A 21,098-nucleotide genomic window follows, 5' to 3' on the forward strand; every position below is an offset into this window, starting at 1 on the left:
CGTGCGGTGAAGATTCGACACCTCCACCACACACGGAGGCCTTCGCCATGATCAAGCCCGGCGGCGTTAACAACGCTCGTGATCAATACACCTAGTCCCAGTCGTGGTCGCCGGGGAGCAGCACCATGTTGTGCGCGGCGAGGACGTCGACCAGTTCTTCGAACTTCTCCTCCGGCCAGGGGGCGGGCGCGCGGTCCGTCTCGCCGTGGGCCAGGAAGAAGGACTCGGGTCCGGCGGGCGTGTAGAAGACGAGGAGCCGGGCCGGTTCCGCGGCCGTGTTCCTGAAGCCGTGCCGGGTGCCCTTGGGGATGTAGACGAAATCCCCCGGACCGGCGGTGATCCGGTCGGCGCCGTTGAGGAATTCGAAGGCGCCGGACAGGACGTAGAACGCCTCGTCCTCCTGGGAGTGGATGTGCGGGACGTTGCCGTGTCCCGGTTCGACGAGTCCGTCCATGAACGCGAGGGCGCCGTCGGTCTGTTCGCCGGTGACCTTGACCGTGAACGTCTCATGACCGGTCAGCCGGACGACACCTCCGTCCTCGCGGACGACAAAACCGTTGGCGGCCGTCCAGACGGGGTCGTCCTCGTCCGGGAGCGGTAAGCGGAGAGCCATGGGTGCGGATCCCTTCTCGCGGCGTCGCCCGTACGGCCTGCCGCGACTCATTGAATGTAGTTCATTGAATGCCGATCAATCAATGGGTCCGTGCGGGTCCGCCGCGAGCACTCCGGTGGGTCTGCAATACGCTGCGCGCAGGACAAGTCGGCGTCGCCGGGAAGGAGCGGACGTGCACCGGTCCGCCACGGACAAGCCACCGACCCGGCGCCAACTGGCCGCCCAGGAGACCCGCCGCAAACTCCTCCGCGCCGCGCTGGAGAACTTCTCCCGGCGCCCCTACGGCGAGGTCACCGTCGGGGACATCGCCCGCACGGCCGGCGTCGCCCACGGACTGCTCTCCCACCACTTCAACGGCAAGGAGAGCCTGTACGCGGAGGCCGTACGGGAGATCGACCGGCAACTGCGCGCGGCCACCGCGTTCCCCGACGAGGGCCCCGTCGCCGACCGGCTGCGCCGGCACTTCGCCGCGCACCTCGGCTTCCTCGCCGAGCACGAGGACGCCGCGCTGAACCTCGTCCTGCGCCGCGCGGAGGCCACCGACCTGGCGGCGGACGCCTTCGAGGCGACCCGGCAGGAAGGAGTTGCGGCGATCTGCGCGCTCCTCGGCCTCGACGTGGACGAACCCGGACTCCGCCTGGCCGTACGAGGTTTCGGCGCCGCCTGCGACGAAATGGCCCTGCTCTGGCTGAAGAACGGCCGCCCGGTGCCGGCCGAGGCCCTGGCCGACGCCTGGCTGACCCTGCTCACGGGCACCGTCCGCGCGGCCCAGTCCCTCTCCCCGGCACCGCCCCCGGCGCTCCGCGCAGCACTGGAACTCCTCGACCGCTGACCGCGCAGGGCCGGGTGGGCCGCCCGGTCCCCGTGCGCGGTCCGAGGCGTGTCGGGCCACGGGGGCGTCCTGCCCCCCCCGGGGGTCATGCCGTGTGCCGGTACGTCGGGTACGTGAGGTAGCCCGCGTCGCCTCCCTGGTAGTACGTGGTCTCGTCGACCGGGGCGATCGACAGGTCCAGGCGCAGGCGTTCCACCAGGTCGGGGTTGGCGATGAAGGCGCGGCCGAAGCCGATGAGATCGGCGCCCAGACCGAGCCAGCGGTCGGCCTCGGCCCGGCCGGTCTGCACGGCGCCCATCGGCAAGGTCGGGTTCACGATCAGGGTGCCCGGCCAGATCCGGCGCAGACCGAGCAGCACCTCCTCGGGTGCCGTCGCCTCCAGGTGGACGTAGGCGGGCCGCAGCCGGGCCGGTTCGGTGAGCAGCGCGGCGTAGAGCTCGGGGATGTCCTGCTCCTCGACGCCCCAGAAGGTGCCGCCGGACGAGAGCCGGATGCCGGTGCGCTCCGCGCCCACCGCGTCGACCGTCGCCTCGACCGCTTCGACGGCGAACCGGATGCGGTTCACGACCGGGCCACCGTAGCCGTCGGTGCGCAGATTGGCGTTCGAGGAGAGGAACTGGGAGATCAGGTAGCCGTTGGCGCCGTGCAGTTCGACCCCGTCGAAGCCCGCGTCGACGGCCCGGCGCGCCGCCCGCGCGTACGCCAGGGCGTGCTCGGCCACCTCGGCGGACTCCAACGCGCGCGGCACCGGCGCCGGCCGGGGCCCGCCGGGGGTGAACACCTCGCCCGTCGCGGCCACGGCTGAGGGACTGACCGGCGTCGTCCCGGTGGTGTCGGGGTGCGAGACCTGGCCGCCGTGCATGATCTGCGCGAAGACCCGGCCGCCGTTGGCGTGCACGGCGTCCGTCACGGGACGCCACGACACCACCTGCTCGTCCGTTTGCAGACCGGGTGTGCCGGGGTTGGACTGGCCGACCGGGCTCGGCTGCACCCCCTCTACGCGGCGGGCCTGTCCAGCCGGACCGTCGCCGAACTGCTGCCCTGCGTCGACGAACCCAGCGCGGAGGCGTCCGACGCCGCGATGCTCCGCATGGCCGAGGAGCGCGACCGGCTCTCCGCGCACATCGCCGAGCTCGTGCACACCCGGGAGTCCCTCGACGCGCTGATCTCCGCGAACCGCGCCCACAGCGAGAGCCGGCGGACCACCACGACCGCCGAAGCTGCCCGGAGCGTCACGCCCGCTGAGGCCGCCGCGAGCGCCGAGGCCGTCGTGACCGGCTGAAACGCGGGAGGTCCGGGGTGGGCGGGGCTGTGGACGGTGACCGTGCCGCCGTACGCTCCTTGCGCACCCGCGTCGACCCGGACGCGCCCGTCACGGCACCCACAGGAGCCCCCGTTGACGTACGACATCACCGCCCTGCGCGCCCAGTTCCCCGCGCTGAGCGCCGGCACCGCCCACTTCGACGGCCCCGGCGGCACCCAGACGCCCGAGCCGGTCATCCGGGCCGTCGCCGACGCGCTCGCGCGACCGCTGTCGAACCGGGGACACGAACTGCCGGGCGAGCGCAACGCGGAGGACATCGTCGTCGAGGCGCGACGGGCCCTCGCCGACCTGCTCGGCGCCGACCCCGCGGGCGTCGTCATCGGCCGCAGCGCCACCCAGCTCACCTACGACACGGCCCGCACCCTCGCCCAGGACTGGGGGCCGGGGGACGAGGTGGTCGTCACCCGCCTCGACCACGACGCCAACATCCGGCCCTGGGTGCAGGCCGCGGAGCGGGCCGGAGCGACCGTGCGCTGGGCCGACTTCGACCCCGCCACCGGCGAACTCCCGGCCGACGCCGTCGGCGCCCTCCTCACCGACCGGACCCGCCTCGTCGCCGTCACCGCCGCGTCCAACCTGATCGGCACCCGGCCCGCGATCACCGAGATCTCCCGGCTGGCCCACGCCGCGGGCGCGCTCAGCTACGTCGACGGCGTCCACCACGCCGCGCACAGCCTCGTCGACCTGGACCGGCTCGGCGCCGACTTCTACGTCTGCTCCGCCTACAAGTTCCTCGGCCCGCACCACGGAGTGCTCGCCGCCAGGACCGAGTTGCTGGAGACCCTGCACCCGGACAAGCTGCTGCCGTCCACCGACGCGGTCCCCGAGCGCTTCGAACTCGGCACCCTGCCCTACGAGTTCCTCGCCGGCACCCGCGCCGCCGTCGACTTCCTCGCTGGACTCGACCCGGACGCGACCGGCTCCCGGCGCGAGCGTCTGGCCGCGGCGTACACGGCGCTCGAGGAGCACGAGCGGACCCTGCGCACCCGACTGGACGAGGGGATCGCCGCGCTGCCCGGCGTACGCGTCCACTCCCGGGCCGCCGACCGCACCCCCACCCTGCTGCTCACGTTCGAGGACGCCGACACCACCGACGCCTACCGCTTCCTCGCCGTCCGCGGCGTCCACGCGCCGTCCGGGTCCTTCTACGCTGTCGAGGCGTCGCGCCGGCTCGGCCTCGGGGACACCGGCGGCCTGCGCGTCGGACTCGCCCCCTACACCGACACCCAGGACGTCGACCGCCTGCTGACCGGTCTGGCCGACTTCCTCACCCGCTAGGCGGCGTCCCGGCCCGGGGCCCCGGGAGCAGTCCCAGGTGCTGGGCGCGCAGGACCGTGCTGATGCGGTCGCGGGTGCCGAGCTTGCGGTAGATGTTCTCGACGTGCTTGTGCACCGTGCGCGCGGAGATGCCCAGACGGCGGCCGATCGCGGCGGCCGTCAGGGCGTCCGTGAGCAGCAGGAGCACCGTCGTCTCGCGGGGCGTGAGCGAGCAGTCCGCGGCCCGCTCCCGCGCCTCCTCGGTGGGCGGCAGCAACCGGCGCCACTCCTCCAGGAGTTGACGCTGCTGGTCCACGGCGGCCAGCAACGGCTGCACCTGCCGCGCCAGTCGGAGGTGGTCCTCGGTGAAGTCCGTGCCCGAGCGGTAGACCATGCAGCCGGTGATCGGCACGGCGGTTCCCGGCAGCGGGATCGCCAACGCGTGGTCCACGTCCAGGACGTCACCGAGCAGCGCCGCCGTCGGACTCGGCGCCCACGCCCGGCCCGCCGTCCGCCGGGCGGTCACCGGCTCCCGGTCCCCGCCCGCGACGTAGTGCGCGGCGAACGGATAACCCGAGCGCAGCACGCCCAGCGCCGCGCTGCCCAGCCGGCCGAACTCCGGTGCCACACCGGGGGACATGCCGACGGTCCCCGCGCTCTCGCTCCAGTCGTCCAGCTTGTAGACGAGGGCCGCGCCGCCGCACACGTCGGGCAGCGCGGCGGCCAGCAGGGGCCACAGCCGCTCCGGATCACGTTCGTGGAGCGCCCCCACGGCCACCGCCGTCAGGCGTTCGTAGGCTCGTTCCACCGACGGTGCCACGGGTTCCTCCCCGCTCGTGCGCGTACGCAGTTGTACCCATACCCCTCCGCTTCCGGCTGTCCCAGACTTCAACCCGGCGACATCACCTTGCGGGATGTGCCGCGTGACCGCGGGCCGCCGGGGCGGGGGAGCGGCGGCCCGCGCTCCACGCCGCCGCACACAGGGCCAGATCGACCTCCTGGCCGTACCGCGTGGCGGCCAGCCAGGCACGGGCGAAGCGGTCCGTGTCGGCGGGCAGCAGCCTGCCGAAGGCGTCACGGGCGCGGTCCGCCGCGGCCGCGCACAGCTCGGTGAGCAGGTCGGCCGCGGTGGCCAGGCCGTGGTCGCGCAGCCGCCGGTCGTCGGCCGCCGGGCCGCCGCCGGGGAGGGCGAGCACCCGCCGGCCGCCGGACGCGGCCCGGTGGACACGCCTGCCGAGCAGGTGCAGCGGGGCCTCGCCGTAGGGGCCTTCGTCCACGAGGGCTCCCGCCGAGGGAGCTCCGTTCGACGGGGCTCCGCCCGAGGGGGAGGGGACGGCCGTCGCGGCGGCGGGGGGCGTCGCGGCGGCGGCCAGGTCCGCCCGCCGGAGCCGGTCGAAACCGAGGTCGACCCGGGCTCCGGCGGTCGTCGGATGCTCGACGGCCAGCAGGAGCGCGCGCGGCAGCGGCGCCGGGACGAGCCGGGCCACCACCCGCAGCCGACCGTCCCGCGCGGTGGCCAGCAGCCGCAGGTTGTCGCGGTACGGCAGCGCCGGGTCGTCGTGTGCGACACCCAGCCGGACCGTCAGCCCCGCGCAGTCGGCCAGGAGCACGTCACCCGTCGCCTCACGGGCCGTGCCGAGCGGCGTGACGTCGAGGAACAGCAGGTCGTGGCCGCCGCGCAGGGCCCGCGCGACCTGATCGGCGACCGGTACCGCCCACAGCCGGCCGAGCGGCTCCTCGTCCCAGCCGACGCCGGACGCCCGTACGGCCCGCACCGACGCGCCCGCGCCCAGCCGTCCCGTCGGCGACACCGTGGCCCCGGACACCGCGAGCCCGGCGCGTGACAACTCCCGGTGCGTCAGCGTCGTGTCACCGACGCGCACGGCCCGGTCGGCGGCGCCCACCGCCCGCCCCACGCCGCCCGGGGCCACGTCGGACACCGTGCAGAGCCGGCCCTCCGCGTCGGCGGTCCAGCTGACCGCGCCCGCGTGCCCGCTCGCCGTCAGCACCGGCTCGGAGAACAGGCCGTACAGCCGCAGCGAGCCGTCCGGGGTGTACGGCTGCCGCGCGGTGCCGCGCAGTTCGGCGAGCTCGGGCCCGGTGGCGTACGGCAGCCGGTGGGCGACGGTCAGGACGTCACCGAGCGCGGCCACCAGGTCGGCCGAGCGGTACGCCGGGTCCCCGGAGCGGGCCGCGCGCACCGCGGTGACCACGGAGACCGCCGACGCGGCGGCCCGCGGCAGCCCCGCCAGACGCGCGGAGTGGGCCGCGCGCAGCATCTCCGCCTGGACGACGGCACCGGCGCCGTCGGCTCCCGCGTCGAGCACGGCGGCGGTGGCGCGGAGCAGGGCCTGCGCGGCGGCGAGCTGGCCCGGGGCGGGGACCTCGGGCGGGGAGGCGTTCGCGGCGTCCGCCGAACCCGCCCGAGTGGTGGGGGAGTTGTCGGCCCCCGCCGCTGCCTCCTCCCCCGCCGCGTCTTCCCGCGCCCCTCCCTCCCGCGCTTCCTCCGCCGTGCTCGCCTCGGCCTCCGCGACCGGTGCCGCCGAGGCCGCCGCCGCGCGGTGGAGGCAGTCCGGCGCCAGCAGACAGCCGCAGCGCACGTCCTCCGCGCGCGTCACCGTGCCACCGGGGGCGTGGAGTTCGAGGTCGATGGAGTCGTCGACGGCGATGCGCACGGTGTCGCCGTCCCGTACGGCGGGGCGGCCGGCGAGCTTGGTGACGCCCGCGTCGAGCCGCTTGCGCAGCCGGGGGGACAGCTCCGCGACGAGTTCGGCGGTCACGGACGCGGCGACCGGCGGAAGGACCTGGCTCATGAGATCTTCTCCCCTACCCAGCGGGCGAGTTCGAGCGGGCTGAGGGCGGCGACGGGCATCCCGGCGGCGACCAGTTGCCCCGCGACGCCCGTCGAGTACCGGGGCCGCCCCGAGTCGTCGAGGCTCGCGCAGCCCAGGACGTGACAGCCCGCGCCGACCAGGGCACGGACCTCGGCGAGCAGCCCGCCCACCGGGTAGCCCTCCTCGAAGTCGCTGACGACCACCACGAGCGTGCGGGACGGCACGGTGACCAGCTCCCGCGCGTGCCGCAGCCCGGCGGCGATGTGCGTACCGCCGCCCACGCTGACCTCCAGCAGCAGCGACAGCGGATCGTCGACATGGCCGGTGAGGTCGACGACCTCCGTGGAGAACGCCAGGAAGTGCGTCGACAGCGTCGGCACCCCCGCCAGCACCGACGCCGTCAGAGCCGCCCAGATCGTGGACGCCTCCATGGACCCGGAGACGTCGGTGACCAGGATCAGCCGCCACTCGGCGGCCCGCCGCGCGCGGGCGCGGAACACCGGCCGCTCCGGTACGACCACGACCGTGCCGTCCGGCTCCCGGCGCGCGGTCGCCAGATTGGCCCGCAGGGTGCGCGGCAGGTCGAGACCACCGCCGGGCCGCCGGGCGGGACGTGGCAGGACGGCGCCGTGCAGCGCGGGGCGCAGCCGGGTGGCCAGCTGCCGGGTCAGCGCCTCGACCAGCCGCCGGACGAGCGGACGCAGCGCCGCGAGCCGGGCCTCGGGCAGCCCGCCCGCGTGCCGCAGCACGGAGCGCAGCAGATCGACGGACGGCCGCACGGTGTCCGGGTCCAGCTCGGTGATCACGTCCGCGCGGCCCGTCGCCGCGGCGGCCGCCAGCACCTCCTCCCGGATGCCGGGACCGAACAGCGCGGCCAGCTCCTGCGACCACTCCCGCGCCCCGGGGTACGGCGCCTCCCGGCCGCCCCGGCCCCCGCCGGTGAGGTCGCCCCGGCTGCCCTCGCCCCGGCCGCTGCCGTACAGCTCGTCGAGCGCCGTCGCCAGCCGCCCCGCGGACGGCGGCAGCCGGTCGGCACGGCGGCCCAGGAGCAGCCGCCAGCGGTCGGCGGGGGAGAGGTGGTGCGCGGCGGCGTGCGGGGCGGGCACGTCGGTGGCGGTGCCTGTGGTGGGGCCGGGGGTGGTGGCGGTCGGGGAACCGGGTTCCCGGGGGTCGCCGTGGGCGGGGAGCAGGCCCAGGCCGTCCAGCACCTCGCGCGCGGCCAGGTCGGCGGCCGTCCACGTGGCCAGGGCCACGGGGTCGAGACCACCGGTGTCCGCCGGGCGGTCGCCGTCGAGCCGTTCCTCCACGGCGGCCAGGAGCCGCTCGCGGGAGGCCGGGCTCAGCGTGTCGAAACCGCCGCGCAGCGCCGGGAGCCGGTCGAGGAAGTCCTGGTCGGACAGCTCCGACACCCGGCCGAGCAGCGGTTCCAGGGCCGGGGCCGCGGACTCCAGCAGCCGCCCGGCCGCGGTCAGCAGTCCGGTGAGCCGGGCGGTGAGCGCGGACCGGGACTCGGGATCGGCGGCCGCGTCGACCCAGGACGCCACCCGCCCGCCCAGGGCCTCGGGCGCCTCGTGCCCGAGCAGCACCCGTACGGCTCCGGCCGCGCCGCGCATCAGCGGTGAGCCGTCGGCGGCCAGCCGGACGAGGGCGTCGGTGAGCCGGATGCCGCCCAGCGGGTCGGCGCGGTGGGCGAGTTCGAGCAGGGCGTGGGCGTCGGCCGGGTCCTCGGAGCCGGTGAGGCCGTCGACCTGGCGCACGGCGGCGGAGGTCAGCAGCCCGGCGACCGCCGTCGCACGCGCCGTACGGTCCTCGTCCGCCGCCAGTCCCGCGATGTGGCCGGCGCGCAGCCGGTCCGACAAGGCGAGTCCGGCGAGGAGTTCGGGCAGTGTCCCGGACTGCGGAAGCGTCTCGGCGACGTCGTCGAGGCGTTCGTCCACGAGGCCCGGCAGACCGCACCGCGCCGCCTGCTCCAGACCGTCGAGCGTCTGTGCCGCCGTCGGCCCGCCCTCCGCGGCCTGTGCGCGCCGTCGCTCGCGCAGCACGCCCTCCGCGGCCTGGGCCGCGGTGACCCCACGGGCGCCGGCCGCGCTCAGCACGGCCGCGGTGGCGGGTGTCCAGCGCACTTCCCAGCGCGAGGTCAGCGCCTCGGTCCCGGCGGCGCCGACGACGTCCTTCGCCTCGGCGTACGGCACCCCGCACACCGCCAGTCTGCGCAGCAGCAGTTCGCGGCGCCGGTCCAGGTCGGAGCGGAGCGGGTCCAGCCGAAGGTCGCGGGCGGGGCCGCCGCCGTCCGCCGGGCCGGGCAGGTTCAGTTCCGCCACCTCCGCCTCGACGGCGGGGGCGAGACCGCTGCGGGGCGCGTCCGGTGCCGGACGGCCGCCGCGCGTGCCGACGAGCACCGTCTCCATCGCGCGGGCCACGGCGCGGCCCCGGCCGTACGGTTCGCCCTGGGCGAGCACCGTCTGCACGGCCTCGACCAGTTCGCCCCGGCCCGCCGCGGGCAGCCCGCGCAGCCGGGCGAGGTCCCCGGCCAGCCGGGTGATCTCGCGGGCGTCGGCCGGGCCCGACGGGTGTCCCTGCGCGCGCAGTTCCGCGCACACCCGCACGGCGGCCCGGACGAGGGCGTCCTCCAGCGCGGCCGGATCGCCCGCCGCGTCGAGCACCATGTGCTGCCACTCCGGGTCCCGGATCCCCGCCGGATAACCGGAACGCTCGTCCAGCAGCGCGTAGGTGTAGGGGATGAACGAGGTGGTCCAACTCCGCACCTTGCGGGTGGGAGCGGGACCGGGACCGTGAGCGGTGCGGGAGCCGGTGCCGGGAACGCCGCGGCTGTCGTGAGCGGGAGCGGAGGCCGTGGCGGAGTGGGCGTCGGGTCCGGACACGGCGCGGGCGTCGGGCCGGGGAACGGACTGGGCGTCGGGCCCGGGAGCCGGGTGGATGCCGGAGGCGGTCCCGGCCGGGTCGGGCGGTGTGTCGGGGCCGCCCGGGAGCAGCGCCGGGGCGTGGAAGGCGCCGACCACGAGGGCGGCCCGCTCCCCGCGCGCGGTGGCGGCGGCCAGACAGGACCGCATCCACCGCTCGCGCCGCAGATCCAGCTCCGCGACCCCGCCCGAGGCGACCGCGTCCGCGCGCAGCGCCCACCCGGTGAGCAGCGCGGCGCGCCGCAGTGCCTCCGGCGAGGACCCGGGAGCGGCGACCTCCACCAGCCGGTCCCAGAGATCGTCCCCGGGCCGCCCGGTCAGCCGAGCCCGCAACGCCTCACCGACACCACCACCCGTGCCGGAGCCGACGGTTGACTCCTCGCCGGGAACCCGAGCCCCGGTCGAGCCGACGCCGGAGTCCGTCTCTGCGTCGGGACCGCCGACACCGGCCGTACCGGCGTCGGCGTCCCGCTCGGTGTCGGGAAACCGGCCCCCGACCGTGTCGGCGTCGGCGTCCGTGGCGGCGTCGGGAGCCCGACCCCCGACCGTCTCGGCACCGGCGTCCGGCTCCCCGTCGGGAACCCGAACCCCCGTTGTGCTGCTGGGCTTCCCGGGTCCTCCCGGGACGGGGTCCGGCTCCTCCCACGCGCGGTCCGCCAACGGCAGATCGCAGGTCAGTGCCGGTACACCCCGTCGCGCGGCCCAGCGCAGTGCGGCCAGTTCGGGGGAGAAGTCGGCGAACGGGTAGAACGCGGGGCCGCCCCGGCCGTCGTCCGGGGCGGCGGCCAGGGCCACCGGCGCCCGGGTGGACTCGTGGGCGAGCCACGGCAGCCATTCCTGCAGCTCCGCCGGGAGTTCGACGAGCAGCACGTCCGGCCGGGCGGCGTCCAGCAGCGCCGGTACGGCCGCGGCGAGGGACGGCGCGTGATGCCGTACGCCGATGACGTACGGTCCCGCCGGATCGGTGAGCGCCGCGACGGCTTCCTCGGGTCGCACGGCCCTCAGCCCTCCAGGACCGTACGCAGGTCCCACAGCGTGCGCCAGGTGGCCGAGCCCTGCTCGGCCCGCCTCCGCACCGGGCCGTCCCAGTAGCCGCGCAGCCGCGCCGCGTCGGCGGGGTCGTCCTTGCGTACGACGCCCAGCAGATGCCCGGGCAGCAGCCCGAGCACATCACGGTCCCCGGGGAAGTACGCCGCCGCGAGACCCAGCGCACCGGCCACCGAGACCGCCTCCGCCGTGCTCATCACCGTGGACGGACGCTCGACCTCCCAGCCCTCGGCCGACCGTCCCTCCCGCAGGTCACGGAACGCGGTGACCAGCGCCTCCAGCACCGCGTCGTCGACCTGGAACGCGGCCCCGGCCCGCTCCACCGACGCCCGCGCCTGGCCGCGCACCAGCGCGGTCTCCGCGTCGAGGTCCGGGATCGGGCCCACCGTCTCGAAGTTGAACCGCCGCTTGAGCGCGGCGGACATCTCCGAGACGCCCCTGTCCCGCAGGTTGGCCGTGGCGATCAGGTTGAAGCCGGGCGCGGCGTGCGCCAACGCGTCGTCCGTGCCCGCGAGTTCGGGCACCGCGATGCGCCGCTCGGACAGCAGCGACACCAGGGAGTCCTGCACCTCGGGCAGACAGCGCGTCACCTCCTCGACGCGGGCGATGCCGCCCCGGGACATGGCGGTGAGGACGGGCGAGGGCACGAGGGCTTCGCTGCTGGGTCCCTTGGCCAGCAACAGGGCGTAGTTCCAGCCGTACTTGAGCTGGTCCTCCGTCGTGCCGGCCGTGCCCTGCACCACCAGGCCGCTGGTGCCGCACACGGCGGCCGACAGCAGTTCGGAGAGCATCGACTTGGCGGTGCCCGGCTCGCCGACGAGCAGCAGCCCGCGCTCACCGGCGAGCGTGACGACACACCGCTCGACGAGCGCACGGTCGCCGACGAACTTGTCCTCCACCACGAGCCGCCGCGGCACCCCCTCGGGCGCCTCGGCGCCGTCGGGCAGCCGCAGCGCCCGCCCGCCGCTGCCCATGACGAACGTGACCACCGCGCGCGGCGTCAGCCGCCACGCGGGCGGGCGGGGACCGCTGTCGTACGCGGCGAGGAAGGCCAGTTCGGCGGCGTACCGGTCCTCGGGCGGTACCACCTGGCGGGCCGTGTCGGGAACGAGGGCGGTGGTCATCGGCGGGCGTCCTTCGGGGCGGTGCGGCTGACGGTCGGCAAAGGCTGAGACGGTGCGGGGGACAAGGAGGGCAAGGAGGGCAAGGGAGACAAGGGGGACTCGGGGAGCTCGGCGGACTTCAGGGGCGTCGGAGCCGACGGGGTCCTCATCGGCGTCCCCGGCGCGTGGCGCGCGTGGTCAGTTCCTCGTACGCCGGGGCGTCACCCGCGCGCACCCGCTCCCAGGCCCGGACGAACAGGTCCGGAACCGGCAGCAGGGGGACCGCCCGCTCATGGGCCGGTACCGGGTGGAGACCTTCCTTCCAGGTCTCCACCGGCAGCGCCGGCGCCTTGAGGTCGTACCAGCCGCACGGCAGGAACAGGGTGCGTCCGGCGCGCGGGCGCCTGGCCTCCACGACCAGGTCGGTCGCGGCCAGTTCGGCACGCGCCTTCTTCAGCCGGGCGGGCTTCCAGCCGGTCCAGCGGGCGACGTTGCGGTCCGTCGGGTCCGGCAGCGCGAGCAGTTGCAGATACAGGGCAGCCGCGTCCTCGCCCAGACCGTGGGCCGCCGCGACCTCGGCGACCAGCGCGGGAGCGCCGACCGCGGGGTCCTGGGCGGGTCCGGCCGGCCCTTCGGCACCGGCGGCGAGCGCCCGCGCGAGGTCGTCGCCCAGGATCGCCCGCAGCGCGTGGACACCGCTCGCCCGTCCGGTGTGCACCAGCCCCTCGACGAGCCCGAGCGCCGGGTCGTCCGGGCCGGTGATCAGTGCCGGGCGGATCAGGACGGTCTCCGTGTCCTGGTACCAGGGGCGCAGCACGAACACCTCGCCGACCCGGGTGGAGCCGTCGGCGTCCGCGCCCCCGGTGGCGGGCAGCCCGTACGCCTTGCGGAGTTCGGCCGCGGTCGGGCCGCCCTGCTCCGTCCACTCGACGTCCAGGTCGAGCAGCAGCTCGGGATCGGCGAGACGGCGGCGCAGCGCGGCCAGCCCGTCCGGCAGCGCGGCGCGCAGCGGATGCCCGTACGGCAGGGCGTAGGCGAGCTGGGCCAGGGCGTCCACGGCGCGGGTGAGGTCGTACCGTCCGGGAATCGCGGCCGGGTCCGCCGCGACCAGGTTGCCGTCCGCGTCGGGCCGCTGGACCGTGGTGCGGCTCAGCCAGGGCGTGCGCCCGGGGTTGAGCAGGGACTCGGCGGTGGCGGCGGGCACCCGGTTCAGATCGGCGGCCAGCTCCTCCGGCAGCCGCACGAACGAGCCCAGCCGTTCGGCCCACACGCGGGCCGCGGCGGCCGTGTCCGGGCCGGTGGTCCACAGGTCGGCCGGGTCCGCGGGCAGCAGCGCCGCGACGAGCGCCGTCCGGTCGTCCCGCCCGACGGAGTCCAGCATGCCGTCGCCGAAGTCGTACTGACGTCGCTTCAGCCCGACGGCGGCCAGCGCCTCCGCGCCCGGGTCGTGCGGATGTCCGGCGAGCAGCAGGGTGGCCTGCACCGGACCCAGCGCCGCACGGGTGCCGGCGACCAGCGCGTCGACCGCGTCGGCCTGCCAGGGCGCGGCCCCCTTGTCCCTGATCAGGCGGGTGACGGTGGCCAGTTGCTCCGCGGTGAGCGCCGAGGCGTGCCGGGTCTCCCGCGCCAGGGCGAAGTGCGCGACCGCGCCGAACGCGCCCGACGGGTCGTGGTCCAGTGCCAGCCATTCGACACGGTCGTGCTCGCTGTCGACGCGCTGGCAGCCCAGGACGACGACGGTGCGGTCGCCCCGGCGCAGGACCTGGCCGGCGCGCTGCTGCTTGTCGTGCGGCTCGCTCAGCTCGATCTCGCGCAGCGTCCCGCCGGGAGCGGCGAGCATCCCCTCGCCGATCGCCTCGAACAGCAGGAGCAGCGCCTCGCGCCGGTCCTCGGCCAGCGCGGGCGAGGCGGCCCGGTGGGCGAGCGGCCGCAGGGTGCTCAGGACCGAGGGCCAGGCGGCGCCCATGACGGGGACGGTGAACTCCTCGCTGCGCCACCCGTCGGTGAGCGTCGCCCGCCGCTCGTGGTCGGCCAGCGGCCTGCCGTCGGCGGGCGCGCCGGACAGGACGTGGTTCACGGCGCGGATCTGCCGCAGTGCGCTCCACCGCTCCCCGCCCCACCAGCCGTGCAGGTCGGCGAACCCGCTGGTGGCGTCGTTGAGCGTGCGGTCCTCGCCGTGCTCGGGGGCGTAGTCGGCGAACATGCCCTCGGCGCGCTTGCGCGGCTGTTCCCGGGGCGGGTTCGTGAACGCGGTGGCCGACTCGGTCAGCCGCAGCGCCGTACGGACGAGGGTGGCGACGCCGGTGCGCAGCCGCTCGTCGGCGAGGTCGGGCAGGGCGTGTGTCACGGCGCGCAGCACGGTCTCGTCCGCCGACGGCAGCGCGGCCTTGGCGGCGGCGTCCGTACCCGCGCGGGTCATGGCCTCCTGCCACTCGGCCAGCGCCGCCCCGCACCCGCGCAGCACCTCGGCGGTCCGCTCGTCGGTCATGGCGCGCAGGACGGCCGAGCCCCGCTCGTCGCGGGGGCGCAGCGCGTGCCAGTGGGGGAGCGGCGGCACCAGCCGGGTGCCGGCCGCGAACTCCCCGCCCTGCTCGACGAACGTGACGCGGCCCAGTTCCCCGTCGGCGGAGGTGTCGTCGCCCGCGAACAGGGCGATCCCCTGGTGCTGCCGGACGGCGACGGGCGCGGCGCCGCCGGGCAGCCGCAGCGCGCCCAGCGGGGCCCCGGGCAGCCGGCCGTGCCGGTCCGCGCCGAGGACGACCGTCCGGCCGTCCGGGGTCCCCGCCGTCGTACGGCTGTCCGGGCCGGTGCCCTCCGTGCGCACCCAGCGGCCCAGGACCGTGCCGTCCGTGCCGAACGGGCTGTTCTCCAGGCCGGGCAGGAGCGGCAGCACCTCGCACCGGTCGGGCAGCAGGGTGGTGTCGTCCCGGACGCCGGCGCGCAGCAGGGCGGGCAGCGAGGCGCGTCCGTGCGTGCCGGTGGCCGGGTCGTACTCCAGCCACACCGACTGCCGGCCCTGCCTGCCCCGGCGCCACAGGTTCGTGCCGTCGGAGAGGACCGCGCGGCTCGGCGGCAGGACCGTGTCCCCGGCGTGCAGGGTCGGTCCGCCGGTCGCACGGCCGCCGCCGGGCAGGGGCACCGAGGCGTGCTCGACCTCGTGTCCCGACCACCAGGCGGACAGCTCCTCACCGCCGGGCGTGAACACCTCGGAGGGGCGGGACGACCAGTAGCCGCGCTGCTTGCCCTCCTCCCGCCACAGCACCAGCAGTTCGCCGTCGACGTAACGGAAGCGCGGGCGCTGCCAGCGGTCGAGGTCGACCGGCAGCCGCAGGTCGTGCATGAGCAGCACCCCGTCCGGGCCGACCACGACCGCCTTGTGCCGGCGGTTGAGGACCAGCGCGGGCCAGGCGTCGTGCACGGTCAGCGTGTTGTCCTCGCCCTTCCTGGTCTCCGCGTCGAGCAGGCGCAGCCCCTCCTCCAGGGCGGGCCAGCCCAGCTCGTCCAGGATGCCCGCGCGCAGGGTGCGGCCCAGCAGCGGGGCGACCGCGTGCCCGGCGATCCGGGCGACGGCCTCGGGGCGGACCTCGACGGCGACCGGGCGGAAGGTCCGCAGCCGGTCGAGTGCCGCGCGGGCGCCGGGCAGGCCCACCGCGCGCGTGTACTCCTCGGCCGCCTCGTCCAGCCACTCGCCCAGCACCTCGCGCAGGACGGGGTGGGCGGCGAGGGACGCCAGCGGCTCGGGGCCCGCGCGGTGGCGGCCCAGGGTGCCGATCGCCTCGTGCAGCAGACGCCGCAGCCGCGGGTCCGCCGCGGTGGCGACCAGGTCGCGCCGGCCCGGCCGGGTGTCGTTGAGCCACCGGTCGAGCGCCAGGTGCACGTCCACGTCGGCGTCCGGCACCGCCAGCGGGACGCCCAGCGCCGCGCACAGGTCGAGGAGGTCCAGGTCGGCGCCCGCGTGCCAGCGCCCGGTGAAGACGTCCACCGGCCTTCCCTGCGCGCACAGCCGGGGCGCCATCCGCTCGACCAGCGCGAGCGTGGCCGTGGAGCGGGTGGAGACCGCCGCGCCGTGCTTGCGGTGCGTGGCCCAGCGGCTCAGCCAGTCCGCCGCGTCGGCGCCCTCCTCCTCGCCGGTCAGCAGCCGCTCGGCCCCGCTCTCCGCCAGCACCGTCAGCCAGAACTCGTCGTCCTCGACCCCGTGGCCCAGACCGACCGGCATGATCTCCAGCAGTCGCGCGCGGACGGAGGGCTGCTCCTGTGCCAGGACCGCGAGGGTCGGCCGGTAGGCGTTCCAGAAGGAGGCGGGCGCCCGGACGGCGGCCGGTGAGGCGATCAGCTCGGCGACCAGCGCGCACTCCTCGGCGACCCGCGGCAGCCCCGCCGCCTTGATCAGCCCGCGCGCGTCCTGCGGCAGCGACGCGTACGGCGGCATGCCGGCCGCGCAGCGCTCCACGGTCAGCTGCCGGAACTGCGCCCACGCCGCGGCCGGGTCGAGCCGCCGGGAGAGGTCCCTGACGTGCTCCTTGAGCGCTTTGACGGTGAGCGCGCCGGCGAAGGCGAACTCCAGGAACACCGCCCGCTGCCGCTCCTCGTCCACGGCGAGCGCGTGCACCCGCTCGGCCTCGCGGGCCTTGCCGAAGAACGCGGCGGCGTACGTCGTGTTCTCGTGCTGGAGGAAGACCCGCGCGGCCTGCTCGTAGAACGTCGGCAGGAAGTGCGGCACGGTGCGGCCGAGGCGGGTGCCCAGCTCCTCGAAGCCGTCCTTGGCGTTGCCGGGGCGGGACTTGGCCTGCCGCGCGAGCCGTTCGACGTCCTTGACCAGGGCCAGCGCGTGGTGCCCGTTGGCCGGGTCGTTGACCAGCGCCCACGCGGGGAAGCCCAGCGTCTCCCGGCGCACCTGGCCGACCTCCGGCGCCTCGGGCTCGCGGGTCAGGCCCAGGAACTCCAGGGCCAGGTCCTCGGCCTCGCCGAGTGTGCCCGGCACCAGCCGCACCACGGGGCGGTCGTCCAGGGCGGGGTGCGTGTACGTGCGGACGGTGAGGGTGTCGGCGTCGTCGCGGGTGCTGGTGCCCGGCGGCAGCACGGCGCCCGCCTCCAGCAGCGCGGCCGCGGTGGTCTCGTCGTACGTCGTGCTCATGCCGCCTGCTCCTCGTCCTCGACGTCCCGCCCGGCGTACAGCGCCGCCGCCATGCGCATGCCCTCCGACCAGGCCACGGGCCCGACCTCGCCGAGCCGCAGCACCCGGCCCGAGGCGTCGGTCCACATCAGGGGGCCGGTCTCGGTCTCCTCGTAGCCGTCGTAGTCGCCGATCCACACGCGGGCCTCGACGCCGCGGCCCTCCTCCAGGACGGAGCAGACGGCGTGTCCGCCGCGGACGCGGTATCCGAGCTGGGAGGCACGGCCGTGCAGGAAGCGCAGCTCCTTGAACGAGCCGCCCGCGTGGTCCTCCACCTGGGTGCCCTCGGCGTCGACCGCCGCCGGGCGGTGCCACACCTCGCGGAACAGCTGCTGGGCGCGCTGCTCGACACCGAGGTCGACGGCGAACTCCCGCAGTTCCTCCAGGTCGTCGAGGAGGACGGGGTGCGGGAGCCGCACGAGGTCCGGGGCGATGCGGACGGTGTCGCCGTCGAGGTCGACCAGTCCGAGTCCGCGCCCGGGGTCGGCGTCCCGCAGGAAGCCGGCGACCTCGCCGTCCGCGCCCGTGACGACGACGTCGCGCAGGGCGGCCTGCCACGCGGGGTCCGGCCACACGCGGGCGATCACCGTGAGCGGCACCGGCAGCGAGCGCACCATCCAGCGTTCGACGTCGGCCAGGCACCGGCGCTCGTGCCGCTCCAGCCACTCGGCGAGCTGCCGCAGTCCGACGACCGCCGGATCGTCGCCGAGCTTGGCCGGGACGGACTTGAGCCGCCGGCCCGACGCGTTGCGGCACACCACCTTCCCGGCCTCCAGGGCGACCTCGTAGTCGCCCGCCGTGACCCACCCCATGACGTGCCTCCCCGCACCGTGTCGATCAAGTGACCGGAACTGTAGGGCAGCCCACTGACAACGCCCCGCGACGGACCGGGAGAACGGTCGTCACGGGGCGTCCGGGAGCCGGGAGGGCGCGGCCGGGAGGCCGGGGTTCAGTCCTGCTCGGCTTCCTGGCGCTTCTTCAGGTTCTTGACGCGCACGGCCTCCTTGCGGACCTCGGCCTGCGTGGCGCGCTCCTTCTCCAGCCACTCGGGCCGCTCCTGCTTGAGCGCCTCGATCTGCTCGGTGGTGAGCGCCTCGGTCACCCCGCCGCGCGCGAGCCCGGCGATGGACACGCCCAGCTTCGCCGCGACCACCGGACGCGGGTGCGGGCCGTCGAGCCGCAGCACGCGCAGCCACTCCGGCGGATCGGCCTGGAGCTCGCCGAGCTCGGCGCGCGAGACGACACCCTCCTGGAACTCGGCGGGGGTGGCGGGGAGGTACACACCCAGCTTCTTCGCCGCGGTCGCGGGCTTCATGGTCTGGGTGGTCTGCTGCGACTTCATGACGTCCAGGGTATCGGCCGTGTTCGGGGCGTCCGACCACGGCGGATACCCTGGCCCGGTGACAGGCTCGCAGGAAACACCGTCGTTCCGGCTCGCGTACGTCCCCGGAGTGACGCCCGCCAAGTGGGCGCGGATCTGGAACGAACGTCTGCCGGACGTGCCGCTCACCCTCCTCCAGGTGCCGTCCGGGGAGGCGGCCGACGTGCTGCGGCGCGGTGAGGCCGACGCGGGGCTGGTACGGCTGCCGGTCGACCGTACGTTCTTCAGCGCGATCCCTCTGTACACCGAGAAGACGGTGGTCGTGGTCCCCAAGGACCACGTGATCACCGCGGTGGACGAGGTGACACGGGCGGACCTCGCCGACGAGGTGGTGTTCCACCCCCTGGACGACGTCCTCGTCTGGGACGGCGCGCTGCCGGGGGAGCCCGGGTTCGAGCGGCCCGCGACCACGGGGGACGCGATCGAGCTGGTCGCGGCCGGTGTGGGCCTGGTGGTCGTCCCGCAGTCGCTGGCCCGGCTCCACCACCGGCGGGACCTCACCTACCGCACGCTCGTGGACGCCCCGCAGTCGGGCGTGGCCCTGTCCTGGCCCGAGGAGGCCACCACCGACCGGGTCGAGGACTTCATCGGCATCGTCCGGGGCCGCACGGTCAACAGCACGCGGGGCCGTACGGCGTCCCAGCAGGACAAGCGGGACGGCACGACGCCCCGGCAGGACAAGCCGAAGCGCACCGAGCCCCGCGGGAAGACCCAGCAGGGCCGCCCCGCCCGCACCCGCCGTGCCACCCCGAAACCGGGCAGACCCCGCCGCCGCTCCTGACACGGAGCCCTCTCGGACCCCCGCACGGCCCCGACACCCCGAGGCACGCCCGGACACTCCGAGGCACGCCCGGGCACCGCGGGGCACGCCCCGACACCGTGCGGCACGGCGGCAGTCGTGCCGCGGCGGCCCGTCGGTCCCGGTGCCCGGTCTACTCCGGTGGCGCGGAGCGTTCCTCGCGCAGGTCCGCCACCGCCAGTGCCAGGGCCGCCAGGATGAACACCAGGGCCGTCAGGATGCCCAGTTGGAGGGCGCCGGAGGCGCGGCCGTGGTTGGCGACGTGGGCGAAGTACACCGCGCCCACCGCGGCGATGCCGGAGGCCGAGCCGATCCGCTGGCCGGTCTGGAGCACCCCGCCCGCCGCCCCGGCCCGCCGCACCGGCACCCGCGCCAGTGTCAGCGTGGTGTTGGGGGAGACGGTCAGCCCCGACCCGACGCCGGCGACCAGCAGCGGCAGCGCCGCCGCCCAGCCCACGGAGTCGCCCGGCGCCAGCCGCACCGCAGCGATCGTGCCCAGCAGCCCCACCCCCACGGCCACCAGCCCCAGCACGACCAGCGCACGCCCCTGGCGCACGACCAGCCGTCCGCCGAGCAGCGCGGCGCCCGCCGAACCGACCGCGAACGGCATCGCCGCGAGCCCGGCCGCCAGCGCGCTGTAGCCCATGCTGTTCTGGAGGTACAGCGTGAAGACGAAGAACACCGAGGTGAACCCGGCGAAGTAGACCAGGCTCAGCAGCGCGCCGTACGTGAACGACCGCAGCGCGAACAGCCGCAGATCCAGCAGCGGCCCCTTCTCGAGCCGCCCCTGCCGTCGCTCCCACGCGCGGAACGCCAGGAGCAGCACGATCGCGACCGGGACAAGGGCCCACTTGCGCCGTCCGGGCCACGCCTGCTCCTGCACCAGGGGCAGCATCAGGGCGAACGCCCCTGCGCCGAGCAGCAGCACCCCCGGCACGTCGAACCCCTCGCCGGGGTCCCTGCGGGGCGCGATCCGGGGCAGCAGCCGCAGCGCCGCCAGGAACACGCCGAGGCCGATGGGCAGGTTGACGAAGAACACCCAGCGCCAGCTGCCGAACGCCTCGATGAGCAGTCCGCCGGCCAGCGGGCCGACCGCCGTGGAGACGGCGACGACACTGCCGAACGCGGCGAAGGCCCGCGCGCGCTCGGCCCCCTGGAACATCTGCTGGATGAGCCCCGAGCTCTGCGGCGCGATCAGGCCGCCCGCCATGCCCTGGAGCAGCCGGAACACCACCAGCGAGGTCCCGGTGGGCGCCAGGCCGCACGCCGCCGAGGCGATCGTGAACAGCGCGACCCCCATCAGGAAGGTCTCCCGGCGCCCCCGAAGGTCACCGAGGCGGCCGGCGGGCACGAGGGCCAGCCCGTAGGTGAGCGCGTACCCGGACACCACCCACGACAGATCGGCCTGGGCGGCGTGCAGCCCGTGCTCCATGGAGGGCACCGCCACGTTCACGATCGACGTGTCGAGCAGGGTCATGAACCCTGCCGTCAGACAGACCGCGAGCGCCTTCCAGCGCCGGTCGTCCGCGACCGGAGGGCTCTGCGGAGCCTGGACCGTCGTCATACGGCCTCGATGGTCACGGGCGTGGCGTTCACGGGCTCGGACCTGCGGGAGGTGGGCATGCGGCTCGCCTTCTCGTGTTGTGGTGAGCCCACCGTAGGGAGCGCCGACCGACCCCGCGCGGGACGACCGGCGGCCACGACGCCGCCCACACGCGGGACGCCCGGTCCTCCCGGGGCGGACCGCCTCCGCACGACGGACGGGCCGAGTTGGTACGCCCGGGTGACGACACCGGACGAGAGCTCCGTCGCGC

General features: G+C 75.9%; 13 protein-coding genes and 1 pseudogene. 4 read left to right on the forward strand and 10 right to left on the reverse strand.

Annotated features, from left to right (window positions below; all coding sequences use genetic code 11):
* Positions 1 to 91: 91 nt before the first annotated feature.
* Complete coding sequence (locus AB0F77_RS40865; protein WP_361959122.1) at positions 92 to 613, reverse strand: cupin domain-containing protein; 522 nt, start codon at positions 611 to 613, stop codon at positions 92 to 94.
* A gap of 172 nt (positions 614 to 785) precedes the next feature.
* Here AB0F77_RS40865 and AB0F77_RS40870 point away from each other — a divergent pair, with 172 nt between their 5' ends.
* Positions 786 to 1,445 (forward strand): TetR/AcrR family transcriptional regulator, encoded by a 660-nt coding sequence (locus AB0F77_RS40870; RefSeq protein WP_361959124.1) that lies wholly within the window; start codon positions 786 to 788, stop codon positions 1,443 to 1,445.
* A gap of 85 nt (positions 1,446 to 1,530) precedes the next feature.
* Here AB0F77_RS40870 and AB0F77_RS40875 read toward each other — a convergent pair.
* A pseudogene (locus AB0F77_RS40875) lies at positions 1,531 to 2,442 on the reverse strand (alkene reductase); the annotation flags it as partial.
* On the opposite strand from AB0F77_RS40875, the gene AB0F77_RS40880 reads away from it, so the two are divergent.
* Positions 2,386 to 2,727, forward strand: coding sequence for a hypothetical protein (locus AB0F77_RS40880; protein ID WP_361959126.1), 342 nt, complete (start codon positions 2,386 to 2,388; stop codon positions 2,725 to 2,727). The pseudogene AB0F77_RS40875 and the gene AB0F77_RS40880 overlap by 57 nt on opposite strands.
* 114 nt (positions 2,728 to 2,841) lie before the next feature.
* Entirely contained in the window at positions 2,842 to 4,047 is a 1,206-nt protein-coding gene (locus AB0F77_RS40885; protein WP_361959129.1) for a cysteine desulfurase-like protein, read from the forward strand.
* Here AB0F77_RS40885 and AB0F77_RS40890 read toward each other — a convergent pair.
* From AB0F77_RS40890 to AB0F77_RS40920, 7 genes are all read right to left on the reverse strand, one after another.
* Positions 4,037 to 4,846, reverse strand: coding sequence for a LuxR C-terminal-related transcriptional regulator (locus tag AB0F77_RS40890; protein ID WP_361959132.1), 810 nt, complete (start codon positions 4,844 to 4,846; stop codon positions 4,037 to 4,039). The two genes, AB0F77_RS40885 and AB0F77_RS40890, sit on opposite strands and share 11 nt — an antisense overlap.
* 82 nt (positions 4,847 to 4,928) lie before the next feature.
* Positions 4,929 to 6,839, reverse strand: a complete 1,911-nt coding sequence (locus AB0F77_RS40895; protein ID WP_361959135.1) for a hypothetical protein — start codon at positions 6,837 to 6,839, stop codon at positions 4,929 to 4,931.
* A complete protein-coding gene (locus tag AB0F77_RS40900) occupies positions 6,836 to 10,777 on the reverse strand; it encodes a DUF5682 family protein (RefSeq protein ID WP_361959138.1) in 3,942 nt (1,313 codons plus the stop codon). The genes AB0F77_RS40895 and AB0F77_RS40900 overlap by 4 nt, the downstream gene beginning before the upstream one ends.
* 5 nt (positions 10,778 to 10,782) lie before the next feature.
* A complete protein-coding gene (locus AB0F77_RS40905) occupies positions 10,783 to 11,952 on the reverse strand; it encodes an AAA family ATPase (protein WP_361959141.1) in 1,170 nt (389 codons plus the stop codon).
* Between the two features lie 145 nt (positions 11,953 to 12,097).
* The gene (locus tag AB0F77_RS40910) at positions 12,098 to 17,065 is read right to left on the reverse strand and encodes a hypothetical protein (RefSeq protein ID WP_361959144.1); all 4,968 of its coding nucleotides are present in this window, start codon (positions 17,063 to 17,065) and stop codon (positions 12,098 to 12,100) included.
* The gene (locus AB0F77_RS40915; RefSeq protein ID WP_361959147.1) at positions 17,062 to 17,916 is read right to left on the reverse strand and encodes a DUF4132 domain-containing protein; all 855 of its coding nucleotides are present in this window, start codon (positions 17,914 to 17,916) and stop codon (positions 17,062 to 17,064) included. Before AB0F77_RS40915 ends, AB0F77_RS40910 begins: the two co-directional genes overlap by 4 nt.
* A gap of 137 nt (positions 17,917 to 18,053) precedes the next feature.
* Positions 18,054 to 18,446, reverse strand: a complete 393-nt coding sequence (locus tag AB0F77_RS40920) for a DUF5997 family protein (RefSeq protein ID WP_361959150.1) — start codon at positions 18,444 to 18,446, stop codon at positions 18,054 to 18,056.
* A 58-nt stretch (positions 18,447 to 18,504) separates the two neighbouring features.
* Between AB0F77_RS40920 and AB0F77_RS40925 the strand changes: the two genes are divergently transcribed.
* Positions 18,505 to 19,266 (forward strand): LysR substrate-binding domain-containing protein, encoded by a 762-nt coding sequence (locus tag AB0F77_RS40925; RefSeq protein ID WP_361959153.1) that lies wholly within the window; start codon positions 18,505 to 18,507, stop codon positions 19,264 to 19,266.
* Between the two features lie 151 nt (positions 19,267 to 19,417).
* Here the strand turns inward: AB0F77_RS40925 and AB0F77_RS40930 are convergent, their stop codons facing one another.
* Entirely contained in the window at positions 19,418 to 20,848 is a 1,431-nt protein-coding gene (locus AB0F77_RS40930; protein ID WP_361959156.1) for an MFS transporter, read from the reverse strand.
* Positions 20,849 to 21,098 lie beyond the last annotated feature (250 nt).

This window comes from Streptomyces sp. NPDC026672, from assembly GCF_040638185.1.
In the GTDB taxonomy this organism is placed as follows: domain Bacteria; phylum Actinomycetota; class Actinomycetes; order Streptomycetales; family Streptomycetaceae; genus Streptomyces.